General features: G+C 30.4%; 23 protein-coding genes and 1 riboswitch. Of the genes, 17 read left to right on the top strand and 6 right to left on the bottom strand.

Features of this window, described 5'->3' with window-relative positions:
* The first annotated feature begins 172 nt into the window (after positions 1-172).
* Complete coding sequence (locus tag BMX03_RS08370; RefSeq protein ID WP_091694815.1) at positions 173-1,282, top strand: hypothetical protein; 1,110 nt, start codon at positions 173-175, stop codon at positions 1,280-1,282.
* A gap of 99 nt (positions 1,283-1,381) precedes the next feature.
* Here the strand turns inward: BMX03_RS08370 and BMX03_RS08365 are convergent, their stop codons facing one another.
* Both BMX03_RS08365 and BMX03_RS08360 read right to left on the bottom strand, forming a co-directional pair.
* Complete coding sequence (locus BMX03_RS08365) at positions 1,382-1,885, bottom strand: DUF4446 family protein (RefSeq protein ID WP_015561947.1); 504 nt, start codon at positions 1,883-1,885, stop codon at positions 1,382-1,384.
* A gap of 117 nt (positions 1,886-2,002) precedes the next feature.
* Positions 2,003-2,836: a ParB/RepB/Spo0J family partition protein gene (locus BMX03_RS08360; protein WP_075554980.1), complete on the bottom strand. Its 834-nt coding sequence runs from the start codon at positions 2,834-2,836 to the stop codon at positions 2,003-2,005.
* Positions 2,837-3,024: 188 nt separating this feature from the next.
* Here BMX03_RS08360 and BMX03_RS08355 point away from each other — a divergent pair, with 188 nt between their 5' ends.
* From BMX03_RS08355 to BMX03_RS08345, 3 genes are read left to right on the top strand one after another with little or no spacing between them, the layout of a single operon-like run.
* A complete protein-coding gene (locus BMX03_RS08355; protein ID WP_075554981.1) occupies positions 3,025-3,726 on the top strand; it encodes a vitamin B12 dependent-methionine synthase activation domain-containing protein in 702 nt (233 codons plus the stop codon).
* Between the two features lie 59 nt (positions 3,727-3,785).
* Complete coding sequence (locus BMX03_RS08350; RefSeq protein WP_091694812.1) at positions 3,786-6,158, top strand: homocysteine S-methyltransferase family protein; 2,373 nt, start codon at positions 3,786-3,788, stop codon at positions 6,156-6,158.
* Between the two features lie 16 nt (positions 6,159-6,174).
* Entirely contained in the window at positions 6,175-6,828 is a 654-nt protein-coding gene (locus BMX03_RS08345; protein WP_091694809.1) for an HAD-IA family hydrolase, read from the top strand.
* Between the two features lie 29 nt (positions 6,829-6,857).
* Here BMX03_RS08345 and BMX03_RS08340 read toward each other — a convergent pair whose 3' ends face one another.
* Positions 6,858-7,736 carry a LysR family transcriptional regulator gene (locus tag BMX03_RS08340; RefSeq protein WP_255361460.1) on the bottom strand — a complete coding sequence of 293 codons (879 nt, stop codon included), beginning with the start codon at positions 7,734-7,736 and terminating at the stop codon, positions 6,858-6,860.
* A gap of 133 nt (positions 7,737-7,869) precedes the next feature.
* Here BMX03_RS08340 and BMX03_RS08335 point away from each other — a divergent pair, with 133 nt between their 5' ends.
* A complete protein-coding gene (locus tag BMX03_RS08335; RefSeq protein ID WP_008539270.1) occupies positions 7,870-8,637 on the top strand; it encodes an AzlC family ABC transporter permease in 768 nt (255 codons plus the stop codon).
* Positions 8,630-8,935 carry an AzlD domain-containing protein gene (locus tag BMX03_RS08330; RefSeq protein WP_008539269.1) on the top strand — a complete coding sequence of 102 codons (306 nt, stop codon included), beginning with the start codon at positions 8,630-8,632 and terminating at the stop codon, positions 8,933-8,935. The genes BMX03_RS08335 and BMX03_RS08330 overlap by 8 nt, the downstream gene beginning before the upstream one ends.
* Before the next feature lie 52 nt (positions 8,936-8,987).
* Here BMX03_RS08330 and BMX03_RS08325 read toward each other — a convergent pair whose 3' ends face one another.
* Complete coding sequence (locus tag BMX03_RS08325) at positions 8,988-11,771, bottom strand: sigma 54-interacting transcriptional regulator (RefSeq protein WP_008539267.1); 2,784 nt, start codon at positions 11,769-11,771, stop codon at positions 8,988-8,990.
* Positions 11,772-11,980: 209 nt separating this feature from the next.
* On the opposite strand from BMX03_RS08325, the gene BMX03_RS08320 reads away from it, so the two are divergent.
* The 6 genes from BMX03_RS08320 (at position 11,981) to dhaL (ending at position 16,611) form a co-directional block, all read left to right on the top strand.
* Positions 11,981-12,442, top strand: coding sequence for a PTS sugar transporter subunit IIA (locus BMX03_RS08320; protein ID WP_008539266.1), 462 nt, complete (start codon positions 11,981-11,983; stop codon positions 12,440-12,442).
* 16 nt (positions 12,443-12,458) lie between these two features.
* Positions 12,459-12,740: a PTS sugar transporter subunit IIB gene (locus BMX03_RS08315; protein ID WP_008539265.1), complete on the top strand. Its 282-nt coding sequence runs from the start codon at positions 12,459-12,461 to the stop codon at positions 12,738-12,740.
* Between the two features lie 115 nt (positions 12,741-12,855).
* Positions 12,856-14,205 (top strand): PTS galactitol transporter subunit IIC, encoded by a 1,350-nt coding sequence (locus BMX03_RS08310; protein ID WP_075554986.1) that lies wholly within the window; start codon positions 12,856-12,858, stop codon positions 14,203-14,205.
* Positions 14,206-14,246: 41 nt separating this feature from the next.
* Positions 14,247-14,936: a class II aldolase/adducin family protein gene (locus BMX03_RS08305; protein ID WP_008539263.1), complete on the top strand. Its 690-nt coding sequence runs from the start codon at positions 14,247-14,249 to the stop codon at positions 14,934-14,936.
* Between the two features lie 23 nt (positions 14,937-14,959).
* Entirely contained in the window at positions 14,960-15,964 is a 1,005-nt protein-coding gene (locus BMX03_RS08300; RefSeq protein ID WP_075554987.1) for a dihydroxyacetone kinase subunit DhaK, read from the top strand.
* Between the two features lie 17 nt (positions 15,965-15,981).
* Positions 15,982-16,611, top strand: coding sequence for a dihydroxyacetone kinase subunit DhaL (gene dhaL, locus BMX03_RS08295; protein ID WP_015561963.1), 630 nt, complete (start codon positions 15,982-15,984; stop codon positions 16,609-16,611).
* 70 nt (positions 16,612-16,681) lie between these two features.
* Here dhaL and pfkA read toward each other — a convergent pair whose 3' ends face one another.
* On the bottom strand, positions 16,682-17,650 hold the full coding sequence (gene pfkA / locus BMX03_RS08290; protein ID WP_008539259.1) for a 6-phosphofructokinase: 969 nt from the start codon (positions 17,648-17,650) through the stop codon (positions 16,682-16,684).
* A 149-nt stretch (positions 17,651-17,799) separates the two neighbouring features.
* Positions 17,800-17,878, top strand: a riboswitch (ZMP/ZTP riboswitch).
* Between the two features lie 41 nt (positions 17,879-17,919).
* On the opposite strand from pfkA, the gene BMX03_RS08285 reads away from it, so the two are divergent.
* Positions 17,920-19,095 (top strand): phosphoribosylaminoimidazolecarboxamide formyltransferase, encoded by a 1,176-nt coding sequence (locus tag BMX03_RS08285; protein WP_008539256.1) that lies wholly within the window; start codon positions 17,920-17,922, stop codon positions 19,093-19,095.
* Positions 19,096-19,220: 125 nt separating this feature from the next.
* Positions 19,221-19,619 carry a hypothetical protein gene (locus tag BMX03_RS08280; protein WP_218138531.1) on the top strand — a complete coding sequence of 133 codons (399 nt, stop codon included), beginning with the start codon at positions 19,221-19,223 and terminating at the stop codon, positions 19,617-19,619.
* A 31-nt stretch (positions 19,620-19,650) separates the two neighbouring features.
* Here the strand turns inward: BMX03_RS08280 and BMX03_RS08275 are convergent, their stop codons facing one another.
* Positions 19,651-20,418 (bottom strand): GntR family transcriptional regulator, encoded by a 768-nt coding sequence (locus tag BMX03_RS08275; protein ID WP_008539253.1) that lies wholly within the window; start codon positions 20,416-20,418, stop codon positions 19,651-19,653.
* A gap of 128 nt (positions 20,419-20,546) precedes the next feature.
* Here BMX03_RS08275 and deoC point away from each other — a divergent pair, with 128 nt between their 5' ends.
* The 3 genes from deoC to tnpA form a co-directional block, all read left to right on the top strand.
* Positions 20,547-21,209, top strand: a complete 663-nt coding sequence (deoC, locus tag BMX03_RS08270; RefSeq protein ID WP_075554990.1) for a deoxyribose-phosphate aldolase — start codon at positions 20,547-20,549, stop codon at positions 21,207-21,209.
* Between the two features lie 14 nt (positions 21,210-21,223).
* A complete protein-coding gene (locus BMX03_RS11425; RefSeq protein WP_022228334.1) occupies positions 21,224-21,352 on the top strand; it encodes a hypothetical protein in 129 nt (42 codons plus the stop codon).
* Positions 21,353-21,455: 103 nt separating this feature from the next.
* On the top strand, positions 21,456-21,628 hold a 173-nt coding region (gene tnpA / locus BMX03_RS08265; RefSeq protein WP_143052080.1), incomplete at its 3' end, for an IS200/IS605 family transposase.

Below are 21,628 nucleotides of genomic sequence, written 5' to 3'. Positions count from 1 at the left end.
TCATTAAGGCAAGTATTAAATTTTTGAATTAATTTGCTCATATTATTACACATCAATTATTTTTTGTCAATATTAAATTGTAAACTTTACACTATAAAATAAAAGCGATAACCACCGATATTGTTTTATGGTATAATAATTATACAAATTTTCACCCTGGAGTAAATTAATCATGAATGATGATAAATGGCAACGAACCGTTGCTAAACGAAGAAGACAACGTCGCATACAAAATTTATTTGCTTGTTTTGTAGTTTTATTAGTATTATTAATTTTATCGATTATAGGAGGTTATTACTATTACCAACGCACTAATTCTCCTGAATATGCTTTAGAAGAATTGCAAACAGCCTTTGAACATCGTGATATTGACACTATTCATAAATACGTAGATTTTAAAACTTTATTACCACCAAATTATAAGATTTTGACTAATGATATATTTATCAATGACAAAATCTATACGGAAAAAGAACATAGTATTTATCAAACATTCTATGCCCTCATTGAACCCATCATTATTGATGGCACAATTCAAAGCATTGATAAATATATTCAAACTGGAAATTGGCAACGTTTCAATTATGATTCTATGCTTAAAGGTCGTCAATTAGGTATCGATTATACAGAATTAATCAATCGCTCTTTGTTATTCAATATAAGTTTCAAAGAGATAAAATCCATAGAAACTATTGATGATAATTCAGTTATGGCAACAATTTTAGTTGCAGATAAATACACAGATACTAATTTTGATTTAAAATTAAAATTAGTCAAAAATGAAGAAGGCATTTGGCAAGTCAGCGAAGTTACGAATTATCAAGATTATTTAACTATGATATCTAATCTTTATCGCCAAGATATAAATACGTATTTGACTAATACTAAATCTGATTTAGATAGAAATAATGCTCAATTCAAGCAATTACAAAGCGAATTTATAGTTTTAGCTGAAAACTTCAAAAATAATCCTTCATCAAGTCAAAGAGCATTGTTAAAATCTTTTATTGATAATAAAATAGTGCCAACATATCAAGATTGGTATAATTATCTACAAAGTTATCAAATACCTACAGGCGCTCGCCATTTACATGAATTGCGCATGGAAAGTACGACATATACTATTCAAGCATGGAAAGCTTATGCTATCGGTATTCAAGATAATAAACCAAAAGATTTAGCTAAGGCTGAGCGATTACATCGAAAAGCTATGGAAACAGAGCAGAAAGTTACTGATACGATTAATAATATGCCTGCTTTATTTATGCCTACAGTTGATTAATTTTATACTTCGCATAAGCGAAGTGATTTTTTTGAAAAAATTGCACATAAAAAAGGAGTACAACAATTTGTACTCCTTTTGTTTTTATCTTTGTCAAAATTATTTAGACATAGCTTCTAATAACACTTTGTTTTCTTCTTGAGTCAAAGGATATTTAGAAACACCATTTTCTATAGGTTTTACATATGTGCAAGAATCTTGACGTCCAAAAATAGAAGAGAATATCACACCATTATTTTGATTATCAAGTAAAGCTACAGCATAACTCAAATCGCCACCCATATCAGCAAAAGCACAGAAACGATGTACTGCTACTTTTTGAATGGATTTTGTAAATAAAGATTTCATTTCTGCATAATCTGCATCAATTTTATTATTTTTTACTACAAGTTCATTCATTTGAGCAATATTATCAGCTATAATATCCTCTAAACTTTCACCTGTTGCACCATTTACCAATGAATTATAACGTTTTTTAGCTTTGCTTAATTTTACAAGCATCACTATTGATAAAATTATTAATAAAACTAATAAAACTACGATTACAGTTAAAATAATTGCTAAATTATCTTGAAATATCTGATTTAGCATTGAAAAATCCATAAATATTCCCTCCTAAATTCTGTTAAAAAAGAATTGATTATTCAATAAAGACTATCCTTTTTAACGTGCAACATTATAGCATTCATGTTTTTATTTGTAAAATCAAAACAGCATTTACTAAATGTTAAAATCCTTAATAATTCTCGATTTGTTCATCTGAGGACTTTCTTGTTTTTCCATCAATAATTCAACTAATCTAGCTAAATCATCATCATTATAAAATTCAATTTCTATGCGAGATTTCTTTTTACCTTGCTTTATATTTACATTCGTTCCCAATATTTGTTTTAAGCGCTCTTGCACATCATTTAAATACATCTTAGCTTCTTTTACTTGTTCAATCTGCTCGATGACATTATCCCCTGCTAAGACTTTTTTGACTAAAGCTTCAGCTTTTCTAGCAGATAATTCTCTTTCAATTATCAAATTAGCTAATTTTACTTGAAGCTTTTCATCTTCTATCGCTAAAAGCGGTTTTGCCTGCCCCATATTGAGTTTATTATCTTGTAATAAGCACTGTACTTCTTTTGCTAAATTTAATAAGCGTACAAAATTCGCTATATGCGAACGACTTTTTCCCACTTTTTGCGCTACTTCTTCTTGTTTTAAATTAAATTTATGTAATAACAACTGATATGCATTTGCTTCTTCAATAACATTTAAATTACTGCGTTGGAGATTTTCAATTAAAGCTATTTGTGCTACCTTATCATCATCATAATCTTTTAAGATAATTGGCACTTTATCTAATCCTGCTATTTTAGCTGCACGAAGACGTCTTTCTCCTGCAATCAATTCAAATTCATCATTATCATTTATACGCACAATTAGTGGCTCAATTATGCCATATTCTTTTATCGATTTTGCTAGTTGAGCTAATTGCTCCATATCAAACTCCTTTCTCGGTTGAAATGGGTTTGGTAAAATTTCATCAATATTTAAAAATTCCATGTATTTCTCCTTTAAAATATTATAATAATTATTTTAACTTATTACTTTTATAAATTCATTATAATTTAAAACTATAATCAATCATAAAAAATTAATTTAACTAATAACAGTATAATTATACTAAAATTTATGATAAAATTCTTTTCTAGATATAATTATAAACACAAAACATTAAGGGAGATTTTACCATGCCTAAATATAATGCTGCTTTAATGTCCATTGACCCTAGTGAAACTAGACGTTATGCTGGACTTAACAAAGCTCCTAATTTCAATAAAAAAACTATTTTAGAAGCATGTCGTGAAGTCTTATATATTTCCGAACCTAAAGGGATTTGGGAAGTATATGACTATGACGCTAAAAATGGCATTGTACTTGCAGATAAGCCCTTTAAATTAGAAGGGAAAAAAGTAACTAAACATCTTTGTCGAGCTACAAAAGTTGCCATCATCGCTGTTACAATCGGCGAAACTGTTGAAGAAGAAATCTCCCGTCGTTTCAAAGATGGAGAATACACGCTAGCTGTTTTGATGGACGCTGCTGCAACTACAGCTGTTGAACATGTTGCTGATGGTATCGAACAAGCCATTGACCAAAAATTCAATATGCAAGGATTAGTTCGTCGTTGGCGATTTAGCCCAGGATATGGAGATTGGCCTATACAGGCACAACCTGAAATGCTCCGCTTAGCTAAAGCTCATGAAATAGGTATTAGCCTAACTTCATCATTAATGCTTACACCGCGAAAATCCGTTACTGCAATCATTGGACTTATACCTAAAACACAAGATGTCGAACCTGAAAAACAATCTTGTAAATATTGTCCAAACCCTAATTGCAATTTCCGCATAAAACCATTTGACTCTGAATTATTAAATAAAAATTCATGATGATAAACAAATACATTTTATCTTTTTTGCTCAATAAAAATTTCTAGGAGGTATCTTCTATGATACATATATTTGATGGTGCTACTGGCACTATGTTACAAAAATCTGTATTAAAACCAGGAATGTGCCCTGAATTATTAAATATCGAAGCTCCAGAAGCTATCCAAAATGTTCATCGTGCTTATGTAGAAGCAGGCTCAAATATTGTTGAAACAAATACATTTGGTGCTTCTCGCATTAAATTAAATGAATATAACTTAGGCGATAAAGTAGAAGCAATAAATATCGCTGCTGTAAAAAATGCCAAAATCGCCACTGCTGGCAAAGCAAAAGTAGCTGGTTCTATGGGCCCTACTGGTGCTTTTATTGAGCCTTTAGGCGAATTGACTTTCGATGAAGTTTATGCAAATTATTATGAACAAGCTAAAATTTTAGCTGACGCAGGTGTTGATTATATCCTCATCGAAACTTGTATTGAAATCCAAGAAATGCGTGCTGCTCTTCTCGCTGCTAAAGATGCTTGCAATTTACCCGTAATCTGTCAATTATCTTTCAGCGAAGATGGCAGAACTGTAACAGGCACAGACCCACAATCAGCTGCCATCATCTTAGAAGCTATGGGCGCAGATATCATCGGTGCCAACTGCTCTTTAGGCCCTGAACAATTAGTTCCTATCATAAAAGAACTAGCCGATAATTGTTCTTGTCCTATCAGTGTACAAGCAAATGCAGGTATGCCACATTTAGAAAATGGTCAGACCATTTTCCCACTCACTCCAGAAGATATGGCTAAATGGGCACCAAAACTTGTAGAAGCTGGGGCAACTTATATCGGTGGTTGCTGTGGCACAACTCCTGCTCATATCAAAGCTATCAAAGAAGCTTTAGCTAATGTTTCCGAACCTATCCGCAAAGCACCAAATCCTAATCTTGCCCTTGCTAGCCGTTCTAAAACTGTATTTATTGGCAAAGATTTACCTACACGATTAATTGGTGAACGCATCAATCCTACTGGTCGTAAAAAATTAGCCGAAGAAATAAAAAATGGTTCATTTATTTCTGTAAAACGTGAAGCTATCGAACAAACTCAAGCTGATGCTCAAATCCTTGATGTAAATATGGGTGTTGCTGGAATTGACCAAGCAAAAGCTATGCACAAAGCTATCACTGAAATCTCTCAACTTGTAAATACACCACTTGCTATTGATACAAGCGATGTTAAAGCATTAGAAGCAGGGTTAAAAGCATATCCTGGTAGAGCACTCATCAATTCTGTAAGTGCAGAACCTGATAGATTAAAATATTTTATACCATTAGCTAAAAGATATGGTGCTGCAATCTTATGCTTACCATTATCTGATGAAGGTATTCCTAAAACGGCTAAAGAACGTCTTACACTAGCTCAAAAAATAATCGCTGAAGCTAAAGCTCAGGGCTTAAAAGATAACGACTTTTTACTTGACGCACTTGTAATGACAATAGCTGCCGATAAAAATGCTTGTAATGAGGTATTAAACACTTTAAAGCTTTACCGCGAACATATTGGTGCTCCTTCCACTATGGGGCTTAGCAATATATCCTTTGGACTTCCAAATCGTCCACTTATCAATAGCACATTCTTCACTATGTGTTTAGCAATGGGATTAGATGCTCCAATCATGAACCCTTATGATGATTCTATGCAAAATGCCTTGAGTGCTTCTAATGCTCTTTTAGCTAAAGACCCTAATGGTCGCGATTATAGTCTTAATCATTCCGGTCAAAATATCCCTGTAGCTAAAGCTAAAAATGCAGTATCTAGCGGTGATATCATTGAAGATATAAAATCTGCTATAATCAGTGGGGAAAAAGAATCCATTGCTCAAATGGTAGAACAAGCTTTAACTGAAGGACATAAACCAAATGAAATTACAGATAAAGCTTTAAGCGCAGCAATGAATGTCGTTGGCAAAGATTTCGGTGCGAAAAAAATCTTTTTACCACAAGTTATGTTATCCGCTGAAGCAATGCGTGAAGCTTTCATCAAAATCAAAGAACGTATTCCAGCTGATAGCGTAAGTAATAAAGGTACTATCGTCATTGCCACTGTAAAAGGCGATATCCATGATTTAGGTAAAAATATCGTATCTGCACTTTTAGAAAATAACGGTTTTAAAGTTATCGATTTAGGTAAAGATATTGATAAAGAAGAAATCATTAAAGCAGCTATAGATAATAAAGCCGATATGATCGGTTTATGCTCCTTGATGACAACTACTATTACACAGATAGATGAAGTCATCGCTGAATTAAATAAAAGTGATTATTCCACAAAAGTCATGATCGGTGGCGCTGTAGTAACTCAAGAATATGCTGATAATGTCGGCGCTGATGCTTATGCTCCTGATGGCGTTGAAGCTGTAGAAATCGCTAAAAAACTTATTAATAAATAAAATTGAGGATAAATTTATGCAATATAAATATCATAATATTATTTTTGATTTAGACGGAACATTGATTAATTCTGGGCCTGGTATTATTCATGCTGTACAATATGCTTTAAAAAAATATGGCATAAATGAAACAAATATGACGGTTTTAAAAAGTTTTGTAGGTCCGCCATTAAATCAGCAATTTATCAATTGCTATAATTTTAATCATGAACAAAGTTTTGAAGCTGTAAAATATTTTCGAGAATATTATACAGATAAAGGTATTTTAGAAAATGAAGTATATGAGCAAATACCTGAATTATTAAAGACTTTAGCTGAAAATGGTTTAAAATTGTTGATTGCTTCTTCTAAACCTGAAAAGTTTGTAAAAAATATTTTAAGTCAACATGATTTACTAAAATATTTTGCCTTTGCTGGCGGTAGTTTACTTGATGGTAGTCGTATAAATAAAGATGATGTATTAGCTTATGTTTTAAAACAAATGCAAATTACAGATTTAAATGACTGTATAATGGTAGGCGATCGTAAATACGATGTCATTGGCGCGAAGAAATTTAATTTGAAATGTGTTGGTGTAACGTATGGATATGGCAGTCTTGAGGAATTAAAAGATATTAATGCTGATTTTATTATTGATAAACCTTTAGAATTGTTAAGTATTATTAAATAAAAATTGCAGAGCGTAAGCTCTGCAATTTTTTATTTTTCTTGCACAAAAACAAAATTTTCTTTTATAAATTCTACAAATTTACGTGAAGCTAGTGACATTGTATCCCAATTTTGCCATGCTAAAGCTACATTGCGTTCAGGATGTTCTTTTATTGGTCGAATAGCTAAGCCCTCTTCAAATCCATTTAAAACTAAACTATACATGGCAGATATCCCTAAACCTTGTTTTACCATAGCTAAAATTGAATAATCATCATAAACCTTATATTCAATCTGTGGCTCTAATTTATAATCAGCAAAAGCATGCATAATCACACTATGGCGACCTTCATCTAACAAAATAAAAGATTCTTTGGCTAATTGGTCTAAAGATATAATCGGTAAATTAGCTAATTTATGATGTTTAGGCAATACTGCCATCATTTCATCTCTATATAAAAATTCCATATTGATACCTGAAACTACATCACTATTTACAAAACCAAAATCAATTTCTCCATGTAAAATCCATTTCTTTATGCTTGTATATTCACCTTGTTTTAAAACAAAATTGACTGTAGGATATAATGATTTAAAACTCTTCATCAATTGCGGTAAAATATTTCTGCTCACACTAGTAAAAGTGCCAATACGTATAACGCTATGCTCTAAACCTTTCATTTCCTGTTGCTTTTGTTTCAATGAAAGTTCAGCATGAAAAATTGCCTGTATATACGGATAAAAAGATTTACCGTCATCTGTTAATGTTATGCCCTCTTTTTTTCTATCAATCAAGATGGTTCCTAATTCTTGTTCTAACGCCTTTATACTTTGACTAATCGCACTTTGCGAATAGCCCACTTCTTTTGCTACCTTTGTAAAATTTCCATTTTCTATGACTTTACAAAAAATCCCATAACGCGAAACCATATGCATTCGCTCTCCCATTAGTTTTACTTATATAGTTATTATAAATATTCGTTTTCCTAATGTAAATATAACTGCTATAATATTTATACAAAATACATATTTAAAAATAAAATACAAAATGGAGGAAATCGCTATGAATGAATTAGATATTGCTGACGATGTTTATCCAGTAGACAATATCTCTGTAAAAAAACAAGCTTTTAAAGATGGTATACGTGATGGTTTTCCTATTGCTCTTGGTTATTTAGCAGTTTCCTTCTCTTTGGGAATCACTGCTAAAAATGCAGGACTAACAGCATTTCAAGGCTTTTTAACAAGCTTTCTTGTAAATGCTTCCGCTGGTGAATATGCTGGCTTTACTTCTATTGCTACAATGGCAACATATATAGAAGTATTTCTCGTTATCTTAATCGCTAATTCTCGTTATTTGATTATGAGTTGCGCTTTAAGTCAAAAATTATCGCCAGATATTCCATGGTATCAACGCATTTTAATCGGCTTTGATATCACAGATGAATTATTTGCTATTTCTATCGCTAGACCTAATTATCTAAATCCTTTTTATTACTTTGGTGCTATGTTCATCACTATGCCATGTTGGGCTGGTGGTACAGCTCTTGGAATTGTTGTAGGTAATTTATTGCCAATTCAATTAATAAGTGCTTTTAGTGTAGCATTATACGGCATGTTTTTAGCCGTTATTATTCCACCTGCACGAAAAAATAAAGTAATTGGTGTATTTGTTATCATCAGCTTTATTGCTAGCTACTTATCCACTTACCTTCCTTATATATCTGAATTATCAAGTGCTACACGTATCATTATTTTAACTATAGTATTATCTTTGATTGCTAGCATCTTATATCCAGTAAAAACAAAGGATGGTGAAGAAAATGTCTGAGGTATATATATACATTTTAGTCATGGCTTTAACTAGTTTTGCTATTCGTGTTTTGCCACTGACTTTAATTCAAACAGAAATAAAAAATCCGCTGATAAAATCTTTTCTTTACTATGTTCCTTATATCACATTAGCAGTTATGACTTTTCCTGCAATTATACAGGTAACACAAACACCACTTTCTGGAGCTATTGCTCTTGTCATTGGTATTGTACTTTCTTGGTTTGGTGCTAATTTATTCCAAGTAGCCTCATCTTGTTGTTTATCTGTATTCGTTGTAGAACTTTTACTTTTATAAAAAATCTTTACTATGAAAAAGGCATCTTAATAAATTATTAAGATGCCTTTTTTTATTTTTTTGTAGTTATAATTTTTACAATATATGCTACTTCATCATCACTTATTTTTATATTATAATCTTGCTCTATATCTTTTAAAGCTATTATTATTTTATCAAATAAAAGTTTTTCTTTTTCTTTGTATAAATCTAAATTATTATATTTTATATCAATTTTACTTAAACATCTATCTAACATACATCCCATATGAATCATTAAGTCTAGTACATATTCTTCATTTTTCGGATTATATTCTATTTTTTCTATAAACTTCCTAATTTTAGTTATAGCATATTTAGGATTTATAAATTTAACATATTTTTCTAATAAATCTTTAGCTGTTTCAAAAATAGTATAATTTGCTTTATTTTCAGGTAACATAAATATACCATTAATATTTCCATCTAATAAATGAAAGAATACTTGTTGTATTTCAGATTGCATTAATTGATTTATTGGAAAAAATGGGATTGGTAAAATAGGATCAATTGTTCCAACAACTGCTAAAATATAATACCTATCTTGCATTTTTTTAAATACATCTTTTGCATTTTCTAAATCAACAGGAATAATTTTTATCTTATCAGCATAATATTTATCAATTAATTCTTCTAAGATGTTTTTAGCAATTATACTACTACCTTTGCCTGTTGCACAAACTGATAAAATAGCTAATTCTTTCTTTTTAGCAACAACAATTTTATTACAATTATCCTCAACAAACTTTGCCTGTTCATATACATTATCTATATCTTCCATATCATATAAAACATGTCTTAACATTTCTAAAGCTATTGGTGTTGAGACATTTTTTACCACTTTAGTTTTTATACCTGTTTCAGATGTTAATTTCTTATCAAAATCTAATAAAGATCCCATATCTGCCAATATTATAATACCTTTACCCTTATTTATAGCTAATGCCATTGATTTTAATTTTTTATATGTTTCATCAATACTTTGGGATAATGGCATATCTATTGCTTTCATCATATTAGTATTTAGCAACATATTACAGGTATTAGCAATACTTGTAGCTGTTGAATCTCCATGACATATTATAATTATTCCTATTTTATTATTGTCCGATATCTCCACTCTACTATGAAATAATAATAATGCTAAAAATCCTTTTTCACTTTCTGGAACAATTATTCCAAATTTATTACTAATTTTTTTCACTAAATCATTTGCTACACTAAATTCTTCTGGATGTTCTTTTTTTATCTTAAATAAATGTTGATTACTACTTACATTATTCTCTTCTACTCTCTTTATTAATTCTTGAATATGTAATGATAAACTAAATAAAAAATGATTAGAAAAATTAACTTGTAATTTTTCTCTTGCGTATTCTATAAACTGCATTGTTGCTAATACAATATCTTTAGATACTAATTTATAAAGATTATTTAAATTAGAATTTGTATTGTTAAAATGTTTACTTACACTACATAAATAATTATCAATATCAGTTTTTAATACATCTGTTATATTTTCTAGCGCTACTCCCTTTTGTTTTAAACTATCTAATTTCTTAGTTATAATTTCATATATATCATTTGTTTCTTCATATTCTATATTTTTACTATTAGGTCTAATAACTATATCTTCAGAAAACATATTTAAATAACTTGTAATTGATTTATCTAACTTTAAATAATTCAATAATACATCTCTAATTTCTTTATTTAACATTTGATATCCAACATATATTCGTTGATTATTTTGTAAATATTGTAAAAAAGCATTTGCACATAAAAGCTTTATTTCTGACCTTAATTGTCCAATATTACCTCCAATGAAATCAAATAATGCTAAAGCTTTTAAAACTTCTGGTGCTATTAATATTTCTTGTTGTAAATTTATTGCTTCAAAACGGAAAAATTGTTCTATAAGTTCTATTTTTTCCGCTATAGGTTTATCTTTATATCTTGGTAAAATTATATTTACTGGAACACGTCTAATAAATGTATTTAATAATGTAGTAGATGGATCTTCTGTAGTTGCTGCTATTATTAAAACATTACTTTTTCTTTTACTTCCATCTCCTAATCTATTATATTCACCTTTGTCCATAAGATAAAATAACATTTCTTGTCCATCTGGTGGTAATCTATGTACTTCATCTAAAAATAAAATTCCTCCATTAGCTTTTTCTACTAATCCTATTTTATCTGTATCAGCACCAGTAAATGCACCTTTCACATGTCCGAACAACTGCGATAATAATAACTGAGGATTATTAAAATAATCTGCACAATTAAAGGTTACAAAAGGATAATCTTTATTTTCTTTATTATTCATCAACAATCCATATGCATGCATAGCTTGAGCAAATGTTGTTTTCCCTACTCCACTTTCCCCTAATAATAGCGTATGTAATCCTTTAGGCGGATATACAATTGCTGCTTTTGCCTGTCTAACTTGTGATAGTAAACTACTATTATATCCTAATAACATTTCAAATGGATCATTTATAGATGTATTTAATATATATTCCCTTAATTCATTAAAAGTATATATATTTTTTATTGGTACATTATATTTTTTATTCATTTCATTTAATATTTCTTTATCTATAAATGTAACTGGTCTACTATTAATTTTTACTAATTTACCATTCTTACACAATAGATTTAATATACTACTAGCATTATTACGTAAAATACCATATTCATTTTGTATCTCTAATGCTGTTATACCTAAATTTTTACCATCTTTTAAACCCTTTATAAAAACCTCAACCTTACAATTGCGTTTTATAAAATCTAAAATATCATTTGCTTGACTCATCTTATACTCCTTATTTATTAGAATTTTTATAAAAAAGATAATATATACACTATTCATTTTATAATATATACACTAGCATAAAAATTATAATTTGTGTATATATTTTTTTATCTTTATATATTATTAATATACATTTTTAATATACATTAAGTTGGCACAAAAATTGCATTATAAATATTACAAAAATATATTTTAAGGAGGTGCTTGTTATGTCTACTTCTATGTTACATGAAGATTTAATATTTTTAAATTATAAAACTACTAACTTTAAAAATTTGATCGAAGAATTATCTCATATTTTATATAAAAAAGGTTATGTAAAAGAAAGTTATACTTCTGCTATTTTAGAAAGGGAAAAACAATTTCCTACTGGATTAAAAACACCTGGTATTAATATTGCTATGCCTCATACGTATCCAGAACATGTAATAAAACCTGCTATTTTAGTAGCTACTCTAGAAAATCCTATTGATTTTCATGAAATGGGTAATAGTTCTAATACTGTTCCAGCAAAATTAATTTTTATGTTAGCAGTTACAGATCCTAAAGGACATTTAGAAATATTAAGTAAGTTAATGTCTATATTTTCTCAAGAAGATAAACTTATTGATCTATATAATTCTACTCAAGCCAAAGAAATTATAGATAAATTAAATAAAGTTTTAAATTAAAAGGAGTTTGATTATCATGAAAAGAATTTTTGTAGCTTGCGGTTCTGGTGTTGCAACAAGTCAAACAGTTGCTTCTAAAATTCAATCTATGTGTGAAGATGAAGGATTAGATGTTTCTGTTGAAGCTGTAGATATTAAATCTTTAGAAAGTATTATTGATCAGTGTGACATTTATGTTTCAATTGTTTCTGACAATGCTGATGAATGGGATGTTCCAACTATTAAAGGTATTCCATTCTTAACAGGTGTAGGTATGGACGAAGAATTTGAAAAATTAAAAGAATTAATTGAAGCATAAAAAAAGCGGACTCTATGATATAAAACACCATAGAGTCCAAAAAAATATATATTGCACGACTATTATAACATAAAAATAATTCATTACAAAACTACAATCAAAGGAGGAAAACTGTATGTTTAATGATATATTAAATTATATTCTTGGCCTTGGAGCCGCTATATTTTTACCTATAATAATGATTATACTTGGTTTATGTGTAAAGATGAAATTAAAAAAAGCTATTATGGCAGGTCTTACATTAGGTATTGCTTTTACTGGTATGAATGTTGTTTTAGGCTTTATGTTTAGTAGTATTAGTCCTGCCGCTCAAGCGCTCGTAGAACGTACTGGATTAGAACTAACTGCTATTGATGTTGGTTGGTCCCCAATAGCTGCTATTGCTTGGGCATGGCCATTTGCTCTTTTTATGTTTCCTCTACAAATTGGTATTAACTTAGTTATGCTTGCTTTAAAATTAACAAATTGTTTAAATGTCGATTTATGGAATGTCTGGGGAAAAATATTAACTGCTACTTTAGTTGCTTATATTACTGGAAATATTGCCTTCGGTTTTATTGCTGGCGCAATTCAAATAATCTTAGAATTAATTAGTGGTGATTTAATTCAAAAAAGATGTTATGAAGCTACTAAAATTCCTGGTGTTACTTGTACTCATCCAATGTTTTTACAAGGTCCTATTTTATTTTTAATTAATCGCATTCTAGATTTTATTCCTGGTATCAATAAAGTTAACATTGATGCTAATGAATTAAAAAAACGTATTGGTATATTTGGTGAAAATAGTGTAATGGGATTCATTGTTGGTGGATTAATCGCATTTTTAGGTGGTTATGCTATTAAAGAAATTTTAATTACAGCAATGTCTGTTGCAACTGCAATGATTTTATTCCCAATGGTAGCAAAACTTTTCATGCAAGCACTTGCCCCTATTGCTGACGCTGCTGGTGCCTTTATGAAAAGTAAATTCAAAGGCCGTGATTTTTATGTTGGTTTAGATTGGCCATTTATGGCTGGCTGTTCTGAAGTCTGGGTTATTGCTATTGTATTGGTTCCTATTGAATTAATTCTTGCTGTTGTTTTAAGTCAATTAGGTTTAAATACATTAATTCCACTAGCTTCTATTATCAACGTTGTTTTAACACCACCAGCTATGATTATTGCTAGAAAAAATCTTGTTCGCATGTTTTTAATTTCTATTATTGCTACTCCATCTTATTTAATTGCTGCTACTCAGTTTGCACCACAAATTACAAAGATGGCTGCTGATACTAATACACTTCATGCCGAAGCAGGTCAATTCATATCTTGGATGCAAGTTGAAGCTCCTGAGTTTAGATGGTCTATCGTACATGCATTTAATGGCGATTTAACTGGTATTATTGGAATTATTATCTTTGCTATTTTATTTGCTTGGTATTTCCTAAGCATGAAAAAAAGCAATACTCAAGATAGTGCTAAATAAATAAATTACTTAAAATATTAATTTTGAAAGGTTATATAAATATGTTAGAAGAATTAAAAAAACAAGTTGTAAAATATGCTCTTCAAGCTGATAGAAGTGGTTTATGTAAACATAGATCTGGTAATTTTAGCGTTCGTGATCCTAAAACAGGATATGTATGTATTACTCCTACTGGAATGGATAGAGAAGAAATGACCTATCATGATGTTGTTGTTATAGATCTAGATGCTAATGTTATTGAAGCAGAAACTGCTCAACGTAGACCGACTAGTGAAAGTTTAATGCATTTGGAAGTATATAAACAACATCCTGATATCAATGCCGTAGCTCATACTCATTCAAAATATGCTACTGCTTTTGCTGTTCTAAAAAAACCTTTACCTGCCGTTGTTTATGAAATCTTAGGTCTTGGTTGTAAAGAAGGAATTGTTCCTGTTGCTGATTTTGGTAGACCAGGAACACCAGAACTAGCTATTAACACTGTAAAAGCTTTAGAAAAATCAGATGTTGCTTTAATGCAAGCACATGGTGTAATCGCTATTGATAAAGATTTAAAAGAAGCTCTCTTAAAAGCTAGTTATGTAGAAGAATTAGCTGAAATTTATTATCATACTCTTGTTATTAACAATGGTAATGAACCTCCTTATGTATCAGATAGTGAACTTCAAAAATGGGAATATCCTAAAGAAATTAAACTATTGGATTCATTAACTAGAACATCTTCAAAATAAAACTATAATAAGGAGGATATATTATGAAAAAATTAATTAATAAACCAGAAGACTTTGCTCGTGAAACAATAGAAGGAATTGTCTTAGCTCATCCAGAATCCTTAAAAATGGTAAATAATAGTTGGCACTGTTTAGTTCGTGCAGACGAAAAAAAAGAAGGAAAAGTAGCTATTGCTACTGGTGGTGGTTCTGGTCATCTCCCAGTATTTTTAGGATATGTTGGTTATGGTCTTGCTGACGGAGTAACTGTTGGTAATGTATTTGCTTCTCCAAGCGCAGAAGCTATGCATGAAGTTGATAAAGCTATTAATTCTGGTGCTGGTGTATTACATTTATATGGTCGCTATGGTGGCGATATTATGAATTTTGGTATGGCTTCTGATTTAGATGAAATGGAAGACATTCCTGTAAAAGAAGTATTAGTAACCGATGATATTGCTTCTGCACCTAAGGGTAGTGAAAATAAACGTCGTGGAGTTGCAGGTTTAGTATTTGCCTATAAATGTGCTGGTGCAGCTGCCGAAAAAATGTATAACTTAGACGAAGTTGCTCGTATAGCTCAAAAAACTGTTGATAATACAAGAACAATGGGCGTTGCTCTTACACCTTGTATTGTTCCAGAAGCTGGTAAAGCTACTTTCAGTATTGCTGAAGATGAAATGGAAATCGGTATGGGTATACATGGGGAACCAGGTATTCATCGTACTAAATTAATGAAAATTGATGATGTTGTTAGTAATATTATGGAAAAAATCCTTGAAGATCTACCATTTGAAGATGGTTGTGAAGTTGCTGTTTTAGTAAATGGTCTAGGTGGTACACCAAAAGAAGAATTATATCTTGCTTATCGTAAACTTTATCAAATCTTATCTGACAAAAATATTTCTATACATCGTAAATATATTGGTGAATATGCTACTTCTCTTGAAATGGCAGGAATGTCTATATCTTTATTAAAATTAGATGATGAATTAAAAGAAATGATTGATGCTCCTTGCTATTCTCCATTTTTTGAACAAAATCATTAATAAAGGAGGATTTTCTTATGGAAACTATTAATAAACTCAAATTAAAGGAAATTCTTGGTAATATTTTGGAGTCTATGCAAGATGCCAAAGATGAATTAATTGCTCTTGATGGTGCTATGGGCGATGGAGATTTAGGTCTTACTATGTGCAAAGGATTTGAAGCAATTTATCAAGAAATTGATATACTAGAAGAAACTGATATGGGGAAATTAATGATGAAATTAGGAATGAAAATGAATTCTGTAGTTCCTTCCACTATGGGAACATTAATTTCTACTTGTTTCGTAAAATCTGCACCAAAAGCCAAAGGCAAATCTGAATTAAATCTAACAGATTTAGTAGAAATGGGCAAAGCTGCTGTTGATGGTGTTATGCAACGTGGTGGTAGTAAAATCGGTGATAAAACTATGCTAGATGCTTTAGCTCCAGCAATTAATGCCTTAGAACAATCATTATCTGAAAATAAAACATTAGCTGAAGCTCAACAAGCTGCATATCAAGCATCAATAGAAGGTGTAGAAAAAACAAAAACTTTAAAATCTGTTCATGGTAGAGCTGCTTATTATAATGAACAATCTATAGGCAAGCAAGATCCTGGAGCTACTGCTGTTATGTATATTTTCCGTGGTATTGCTAAATCATTTTAAAACCTTTTCTTCTAAAAAAAGTCTAGAAATAACTTATATAAGTTATTTCTAGACTTTCTTATTTTTCTTATTATAAAGAAATCACTTCTGCTAAATGTCTTAAATCTTCTGGGTATTCTTTTTTATTAGTGATTGCATCACGTAAATCAATGCAAACAATATTTCCACGTTGCATACCAAAAACAATATTATGAAGTCCAGAAACAGCTGCAAGTGTTGCTTGTTCGCCTAATACACTTGCAAATACACGGTCATTAGCTGTTGGTGAACCACCACGTTGAACTAAACCTAAAACAGTCAAGCGTGTGGAAATTCCTGTTCTAGCTTCTAATTCTTTTACTAACTCTTGCATATTGCCAGTACCTTCAGAAGCCAAAATTACTAAATAAGATTTACCACCATCATGTAATTTTTGTACTTTATTGATAATTTTTTCCTTATCAAATTCTTCTTCTGGTACTATAACCATATTTCCGCCACCAGCAACGGCTGAATATGTAGCAAGCCAACCACATTTATTGCCCATTACTTCAATAATAAATGTACGACGATGTGCTTTTGCAGTATCACGAATTTCGTTGATTGCCTGTAAAATAGTATTTACAGCAGTATCTGTACCAATAGCATAATCTGTTCCCCAAATATCATTTTCAATAGTAGCTGGAATACCAATTACAGAAAATCCTGTTTCACGTTCAAATTCTTCTGCTCCACGTAAGCTACCATCACCACCGATAACAATCAAAGCATCAATATTATGTTTTTTTAGATTTTCATAAGCTAATTGACGACCTTCTTTTGTACGGAAACGCTTACAAAAACTTGTACCCAAGAAAGTACCACCACGCTGAATAATATCGGCTACAGATATAGAAGTTAATTCTTCCATATTATCATCAACTAAGCCTCTATATCCATCATAAACGCCCCATATACGCACGTTATTATTAATCGCAGTTCTCACTACAGCTCTAATAGCCGCATTCATTCCTGGTGCATCTGTACCACTTGTCAATACAGCAATATTTTCTACTGACATAAAAAAACCTCCTCAAAAATTAAAAGCATTTATATATTTTATTCGCTAAATAATAACTAATATCCTTGTAAAAATCCCTAAAAAAACAAAATCTCCAAATATTATTGCTTAGCTTGACAACTCATACTCTAAAATGATAAATTTTAGTTAACAATCTGTGTAACTGACGGAAGTGGAATTAACCACATGAAGCACAGATTTATACAGCCGACCGTCTGGGCAACAAAATCTAATAGTATTATATTTATTTTACAGGAGGAATATCGTAAATGAATTCTATGGAATTAAAATACGGATGTAACCCTAATCAAAAACCTGCTCGCGTTTTTATGAAAGATGGACAAGATTTACCATTCACAGTTTTAAATGGACGTCCAGGTTATATTAATCTTTTAGATGCCTTTAACAGTTGGCAATTAGTTCGTGAATTAAGAGAAGCTACAGGTCTTCCATCTGCTGCATCTTTTAAACATGTAAGCCCTGCTGGTGCAGCTGTTGCTGTTCCTTTATCTGAAACATTGAAAAAAATGTATTTCGTTGAAGGTATCGAACTCACACCTATGGCTACAGCATATATTCGCGCTCGTGGTGCTGACCGCATGTCTTCTTATGGAGATTTTGCTGCACTTTCCGATGAATGTGATGCTGCTACAGCTCGTTTCTTAGCCCGTGAAGTATCCGATGGTGTTATTGCTCCATCTTACAGTGCTGAAGCTTTAGAAATCTTAAAAACAAAACGTAAAGGTAACTATCTTGTAATTCAGATGAACCCTGATTACAAAGCACCTGAACTTGAAACAAAAGAAGTTTTTGGCGTTACTTTTGAACAAAAACGCAATGATATTAAAATCACTGAAGAATTATTCAATAACATTCCTACAAAAAATAAAAATATCACAGATGAAGCAAAACGTGATTTACTTATCGCTTTAATCACATTGAAATACACTCAATCCAATTCCGTATGCTATGCTAAAGACGGACAGGCTATCGGTATCGGTGCTGGTCAGCAATCCCGTGTACATTGCACTCGTCTTGCTGGTAATAAAGCAGATATCTGGCATTTACGTCAAGCACCTCAAGTATTAAACTTACCATTTAAACCAGATGTTCGCCGTCCAGACCGCGATAATGCAATTGATGTATATATCTCTGATGAATATATGGATTTACTCGGTGGCGACGATTGGAAACGCGTATTCACTGAAAAACCTCCAGTATTCACTAAAGAAGAAAAAGATGCTTGGCTCGCTCAGGTAAAAGGCGTAGCTCTTGGCTCTGATGCATTCTTCCCATTCGGTGATAACATTGAACGTGCTCATAAATCCGGCGTAGAATTTGTCGCTCAAAGCGGTGGTTCTATTCGTGATGATAATGTTATTGAAACTTGTGATAAATACAATATGGCAATGGCATTCGTTGGAATTCGTTTATTCCATCATTAATTTCTATAAATAGAATTATAATGAATATTAATCTTTTTTATTCAATATGTATTTTAATTTTAATAAGTATTTTTTGTATATTTTTTCTTAAATTATATAAAAAAACAAACTCATTAAAAATATATTTGATTTTACTTACACTTATTAGTCTAAATTTATATTATTCTAGTCATTCACCAATTACATCTTATCCAGATACATTACCAATAAAAGAAACTATCCACATGACTGATAAAGAAATTGTTTATACTATTGTCAAACAAGAACTATCTTATCATAAAAATAAAAGTCTTTTTGCTAATGGTAAAATCTTTGATTATAAAGATATCTCTGTATATAGTGTATCTAATGAACCAACTATATATTCTGTAGTATTTTCTATTCAGTCAGGTGATGACGATTTTTGGTTGCCTGGTAATGGGACTAAACAAGAAAATAATTGGATTATTAATAAATCAAATTATATGCAACTTATTAAAGAAAAAGATTATTATCGTCTTATTTCTATAGGGACAGGATTATAAAAATGGCACTAACTGTGTTAGTGCCATTTTTTTATTTATAATACTTATCTTTATATAAATCTACATTCATTTTATACATATCTGCTCGATAAGATGCCAATGAATATTCAAATGGAATATCATTTTGATTATATGCAACCGTTGTTATATATAATAATGGAGCATTTTCCATAATACCCAATAAATCAGATAAATAAGGGTCAGCAACTGTTGCATGAATTTGACGATTAATATGAGCAATCTCTATATTATATTTTGTTTTTAAAGTATCGTATAAAGAATTTTGCTCTAAATCTTCATCAATTAAACCCTTACATAATTTCACAGGTATAAAAGTTTTAACATAAACTATAGGTTTATCATCGGCATAGCGCAAACGTTCAAGACAAATAACTTTATCTTTTTCTGTTAGCTTCAATTTTTCCATAACTTCAGCAAAAACATCTATTTCTGATATAGATAAAAGCTTCGTTTTAGGCTTTAATCCATAATATTGCATCTCTTGATTATATGTTTGGATTTTTTGAATAAAATCTCCAGCAATTTTAGGGCGAGTAACAAATGTTCCTTTTGACTTAATTCTATTTAAATAACCTTCATGTACTAATTCTAAAAACGCTTGTCTAACTGTCGGTCTTGAAACATTTAAATATGCGCATAATTCTTCTTCTGGTGGAACTAATTCACCATCTTTTAAGCTATTATCTTCAATATGCTTTATCATAAAAGTTTTTATTTGATAATATAGCGGAATAGGAACTGTTCTATCTATTTTTAATTGTTCATATATCGAATTCATTTATAATCTCCTTTCAAAAAAATTATAAAATATTAACTATCTTTTATCAATAAGTTATTATATATTGACTTAATTTTGTTATTTTGTTATTATGTAATTACATAATAACAAAGAAAAGAGCAATAACTATGAATAAATTTAGTAAATACTTTGATCACACATGTTTAAAACCTTATGCTACTAGAGAAGATATGGCTAAACTTTGCGAAGAAGCTAAAAAATATGATTTTATGATGGTAGCTATCAATTCTACACAGACAAAATTATGCAAAGAGCTTTTAAAAGGAACTGACATTCATGTAGGTGCTGCTATTAGTTTTCCTTTAGGGCAAACTACAATTGAAACTAAAGTCTTTGAAACTAAAGATGCTATTGCAAATGGTGCAGATGAAATTGATTATGTAATTAATATTACAGAATTAAAAGAAAAAAATTATGACTATATCAAAGAAGAAATGACTCAAATCGTAGATGTTTGCAGAAAACATAATGTAATTTCTAAAGTTATTTTTGAAAATTGCTATCTTACTGATGAAGAAAAAATTAAATTATGCGAAATAGCACTTGAAATAAAACCAGACTTCATCAAAACTTCTACAGGCTTTGGTACAGGTGGCGCTACAGTTGAAGATGTAAAACTCATGAAAAGCATTGTCAAAAACACAGTAAAAGTAAAAGCCGCTGGTGGAATTCGCGATTTAGATACTTGCTTAAAAATGATTGAAGCTGGTGCTGAAAGAATTGGCACATCTTCTGCTATAAAAATCACAGAAGCATACAATAATAAATAATTAGGAGCATACCTATGGGTAAATACTTACTAGCTCACGACTTAGGAACATCTGGAAATAAAGCCACTTTATTTTCCACAGAAGGGCAACTCATCGCTAGTTGCACATATAATTATGATGTTTATTACCAAATGCGAGCGTAAAGCCCCTAAATTTATTTATGGGGATATAAGCTCGCTAAAAAACAATGATTCGATATCATTGTTTTTTATTGTATTATATTTTTAATAGTTATATAATACTTTTATGAAATATAAATCAAATAATAATATAGTATATTCTTGTAAATATCATGTAGTATTTTGTCCTAAATATCGTAGAAAAGTGTTGAACAATGGTGTTGATGAACGATTAAAGGAGTTGATTAATAATATTTGTCAGGAGCTTCACGTCGATTTAATCGAGATGGAAGTAAAGCC

The organism is Megamonas sp. Calf98-2 (assembly GCF_900110235.1).
Classification (GTDB): Bacteria; Bacillota; Negativicutes; order Selenomonadales; family Selenomonadaceae; genus Megamonas; species Megamonas funiformis.
This window is presented reverse-complemented; position numbering and strand designations above follow the sequence as displayed.

Bases quoted from the DNA above. Each gene is read 5' to 3' on its own strand.
- BMX03_RS08370 (WP_091694815.1), top strand. From the start codon at position 173: ATGAATGATGATAAATGGCAACGAACCGTTGCTAAACGAAGAAGACAA.
- BMX03_RS08365 (WP_015561947.1), bottom strand. From the start codon at position 1,885: ATGGATTTTTCAATGCTAAATCAGATATTTCAAGATAATTTAGCAATT.
- BMX03_RS08360 (WP_075554980.1), bottom strand. From the start codon at position 2,836: ATGGAATTTTTAAATATTGATGAAATTTTACCAAACCCATTTCAACCG.
- BMX03_RS08355 (WP_075554981.1), top strand. From the start codon at position 3,025: ATGCCTAAATATAATGCTGCTTTAATGTCCATTGACCCTAGTGAAACT.
- BMX03_RS08350 (WP_091694812.1), top strand. From the start codon at position 3,786: ATGATACATATATTTGATGGTGCTACTGGCACTATGTTACAAAAATCT.
- BMX03_RS08345 (WP_091694809.1), top strand. From the start codon at position 6,175: ATGCAATATAAATATCATAATATTATTTTTGATTTAGACGGAACATTG.
- BMX03_RS08340 (WP_255361460.1), bottom strand. From the start codon at position 7,736: ATGGTTTCGCGTTATGGGATTTTTTGTAAAGTCATAGAAAATGGAAAT.
- BMX03_RS08335 (WP_008539270.1), top strand. From the start codon at position 7,870: ATGAATGAATTAGATATTGCTGACGATGTTTATCCAGTAGACAATATC.
- BMX03_RS08330 (WP_008539269.1), top strand. From the start codon at position 8,630: ATGTCTGAGGTATATATATACATTTTAGTCATGGCTTTAACTAGTTTT.
- BMX03_RS08325 (WP_008539267.1), bottom strand. From the start codon at position 11,771: ATGAGTCAAGCAAATGATATTTTAGATTTTATAAAACGCAATTGTAAG.
- BMX03_RS08320 (WP_008539266.1), top strand. From the start codon at position 11,981: ATGTCTACTTCTATGTTACATGAAGATTTAATATTTTTAAATTATAAA.
- BMX03_RS08315 (WP_008539265.1), top strand. From the start codon at position 12,459: ATGAAAAGAATTTTTGTAGCTTGCGGTTCTGGTGTTGCAACAAGTCAA.
- BMX03_RS08310 (WP_075554986.1), top strand. From the start codon at position 12,856: ATGTTTAATGATATATTAAATTATATTCTTGGCCTTGGAGCCGCTATA.
- BMX03_RS08305 (WP_008539263.1), top strand. From the start codon at position 14,247: ATGTTAGAAGAATTAAAAAAACAAGTTGTAAAATATGCTCTTCAAGCT.
- BMX03_RS08300 (WP_075554987.1), top strand. From the start codon at position 14,960: ATGAAAAAATTAATTAATAAACCAGAAGACTTTGCTCGTGAAACAATA.
- dhaL (WP_015561963.1), top strand. From the start codon at position 15,982: ATGGAAACTATTAATAAACTCAAATTAAAGGAAATTCTTGGTAATATT.
- pfkA (WP_008539259.1), bottom strand. From the start codon at position 17,650: ATGTCAGTAGAAAATATTGCTGTATTGACAAGTGGTACAGATGCACCA.
- BMX03_RS08285 (WP_008539256.1), top strand. From the start codon at position 17,920: ATGAATTCTATGGAATTAAAATACGGATGTAACCCTAATCAAAAACCT.
- BMX03_RS08275 (WP_008539253.1), bottom strand. From the start codon at position 20,418: ATGAATTCGATATATGAACAATTAAAAATAGATAGAACAGTTCCTATT.
- deoC (WP_075554990.1), top strand. From the start codon at position 20,547: ATGAATAAATTTAGTAAATACTTTGATCACACATGTTTAAAACCTTAT.
- BMX03_RS11425 (WP_022228334.1), top strand. From the start codon at position 21,224: ATGGGTAAATACTTACTAGCTCACGACTTAGGAACATCTGGAAATAAA.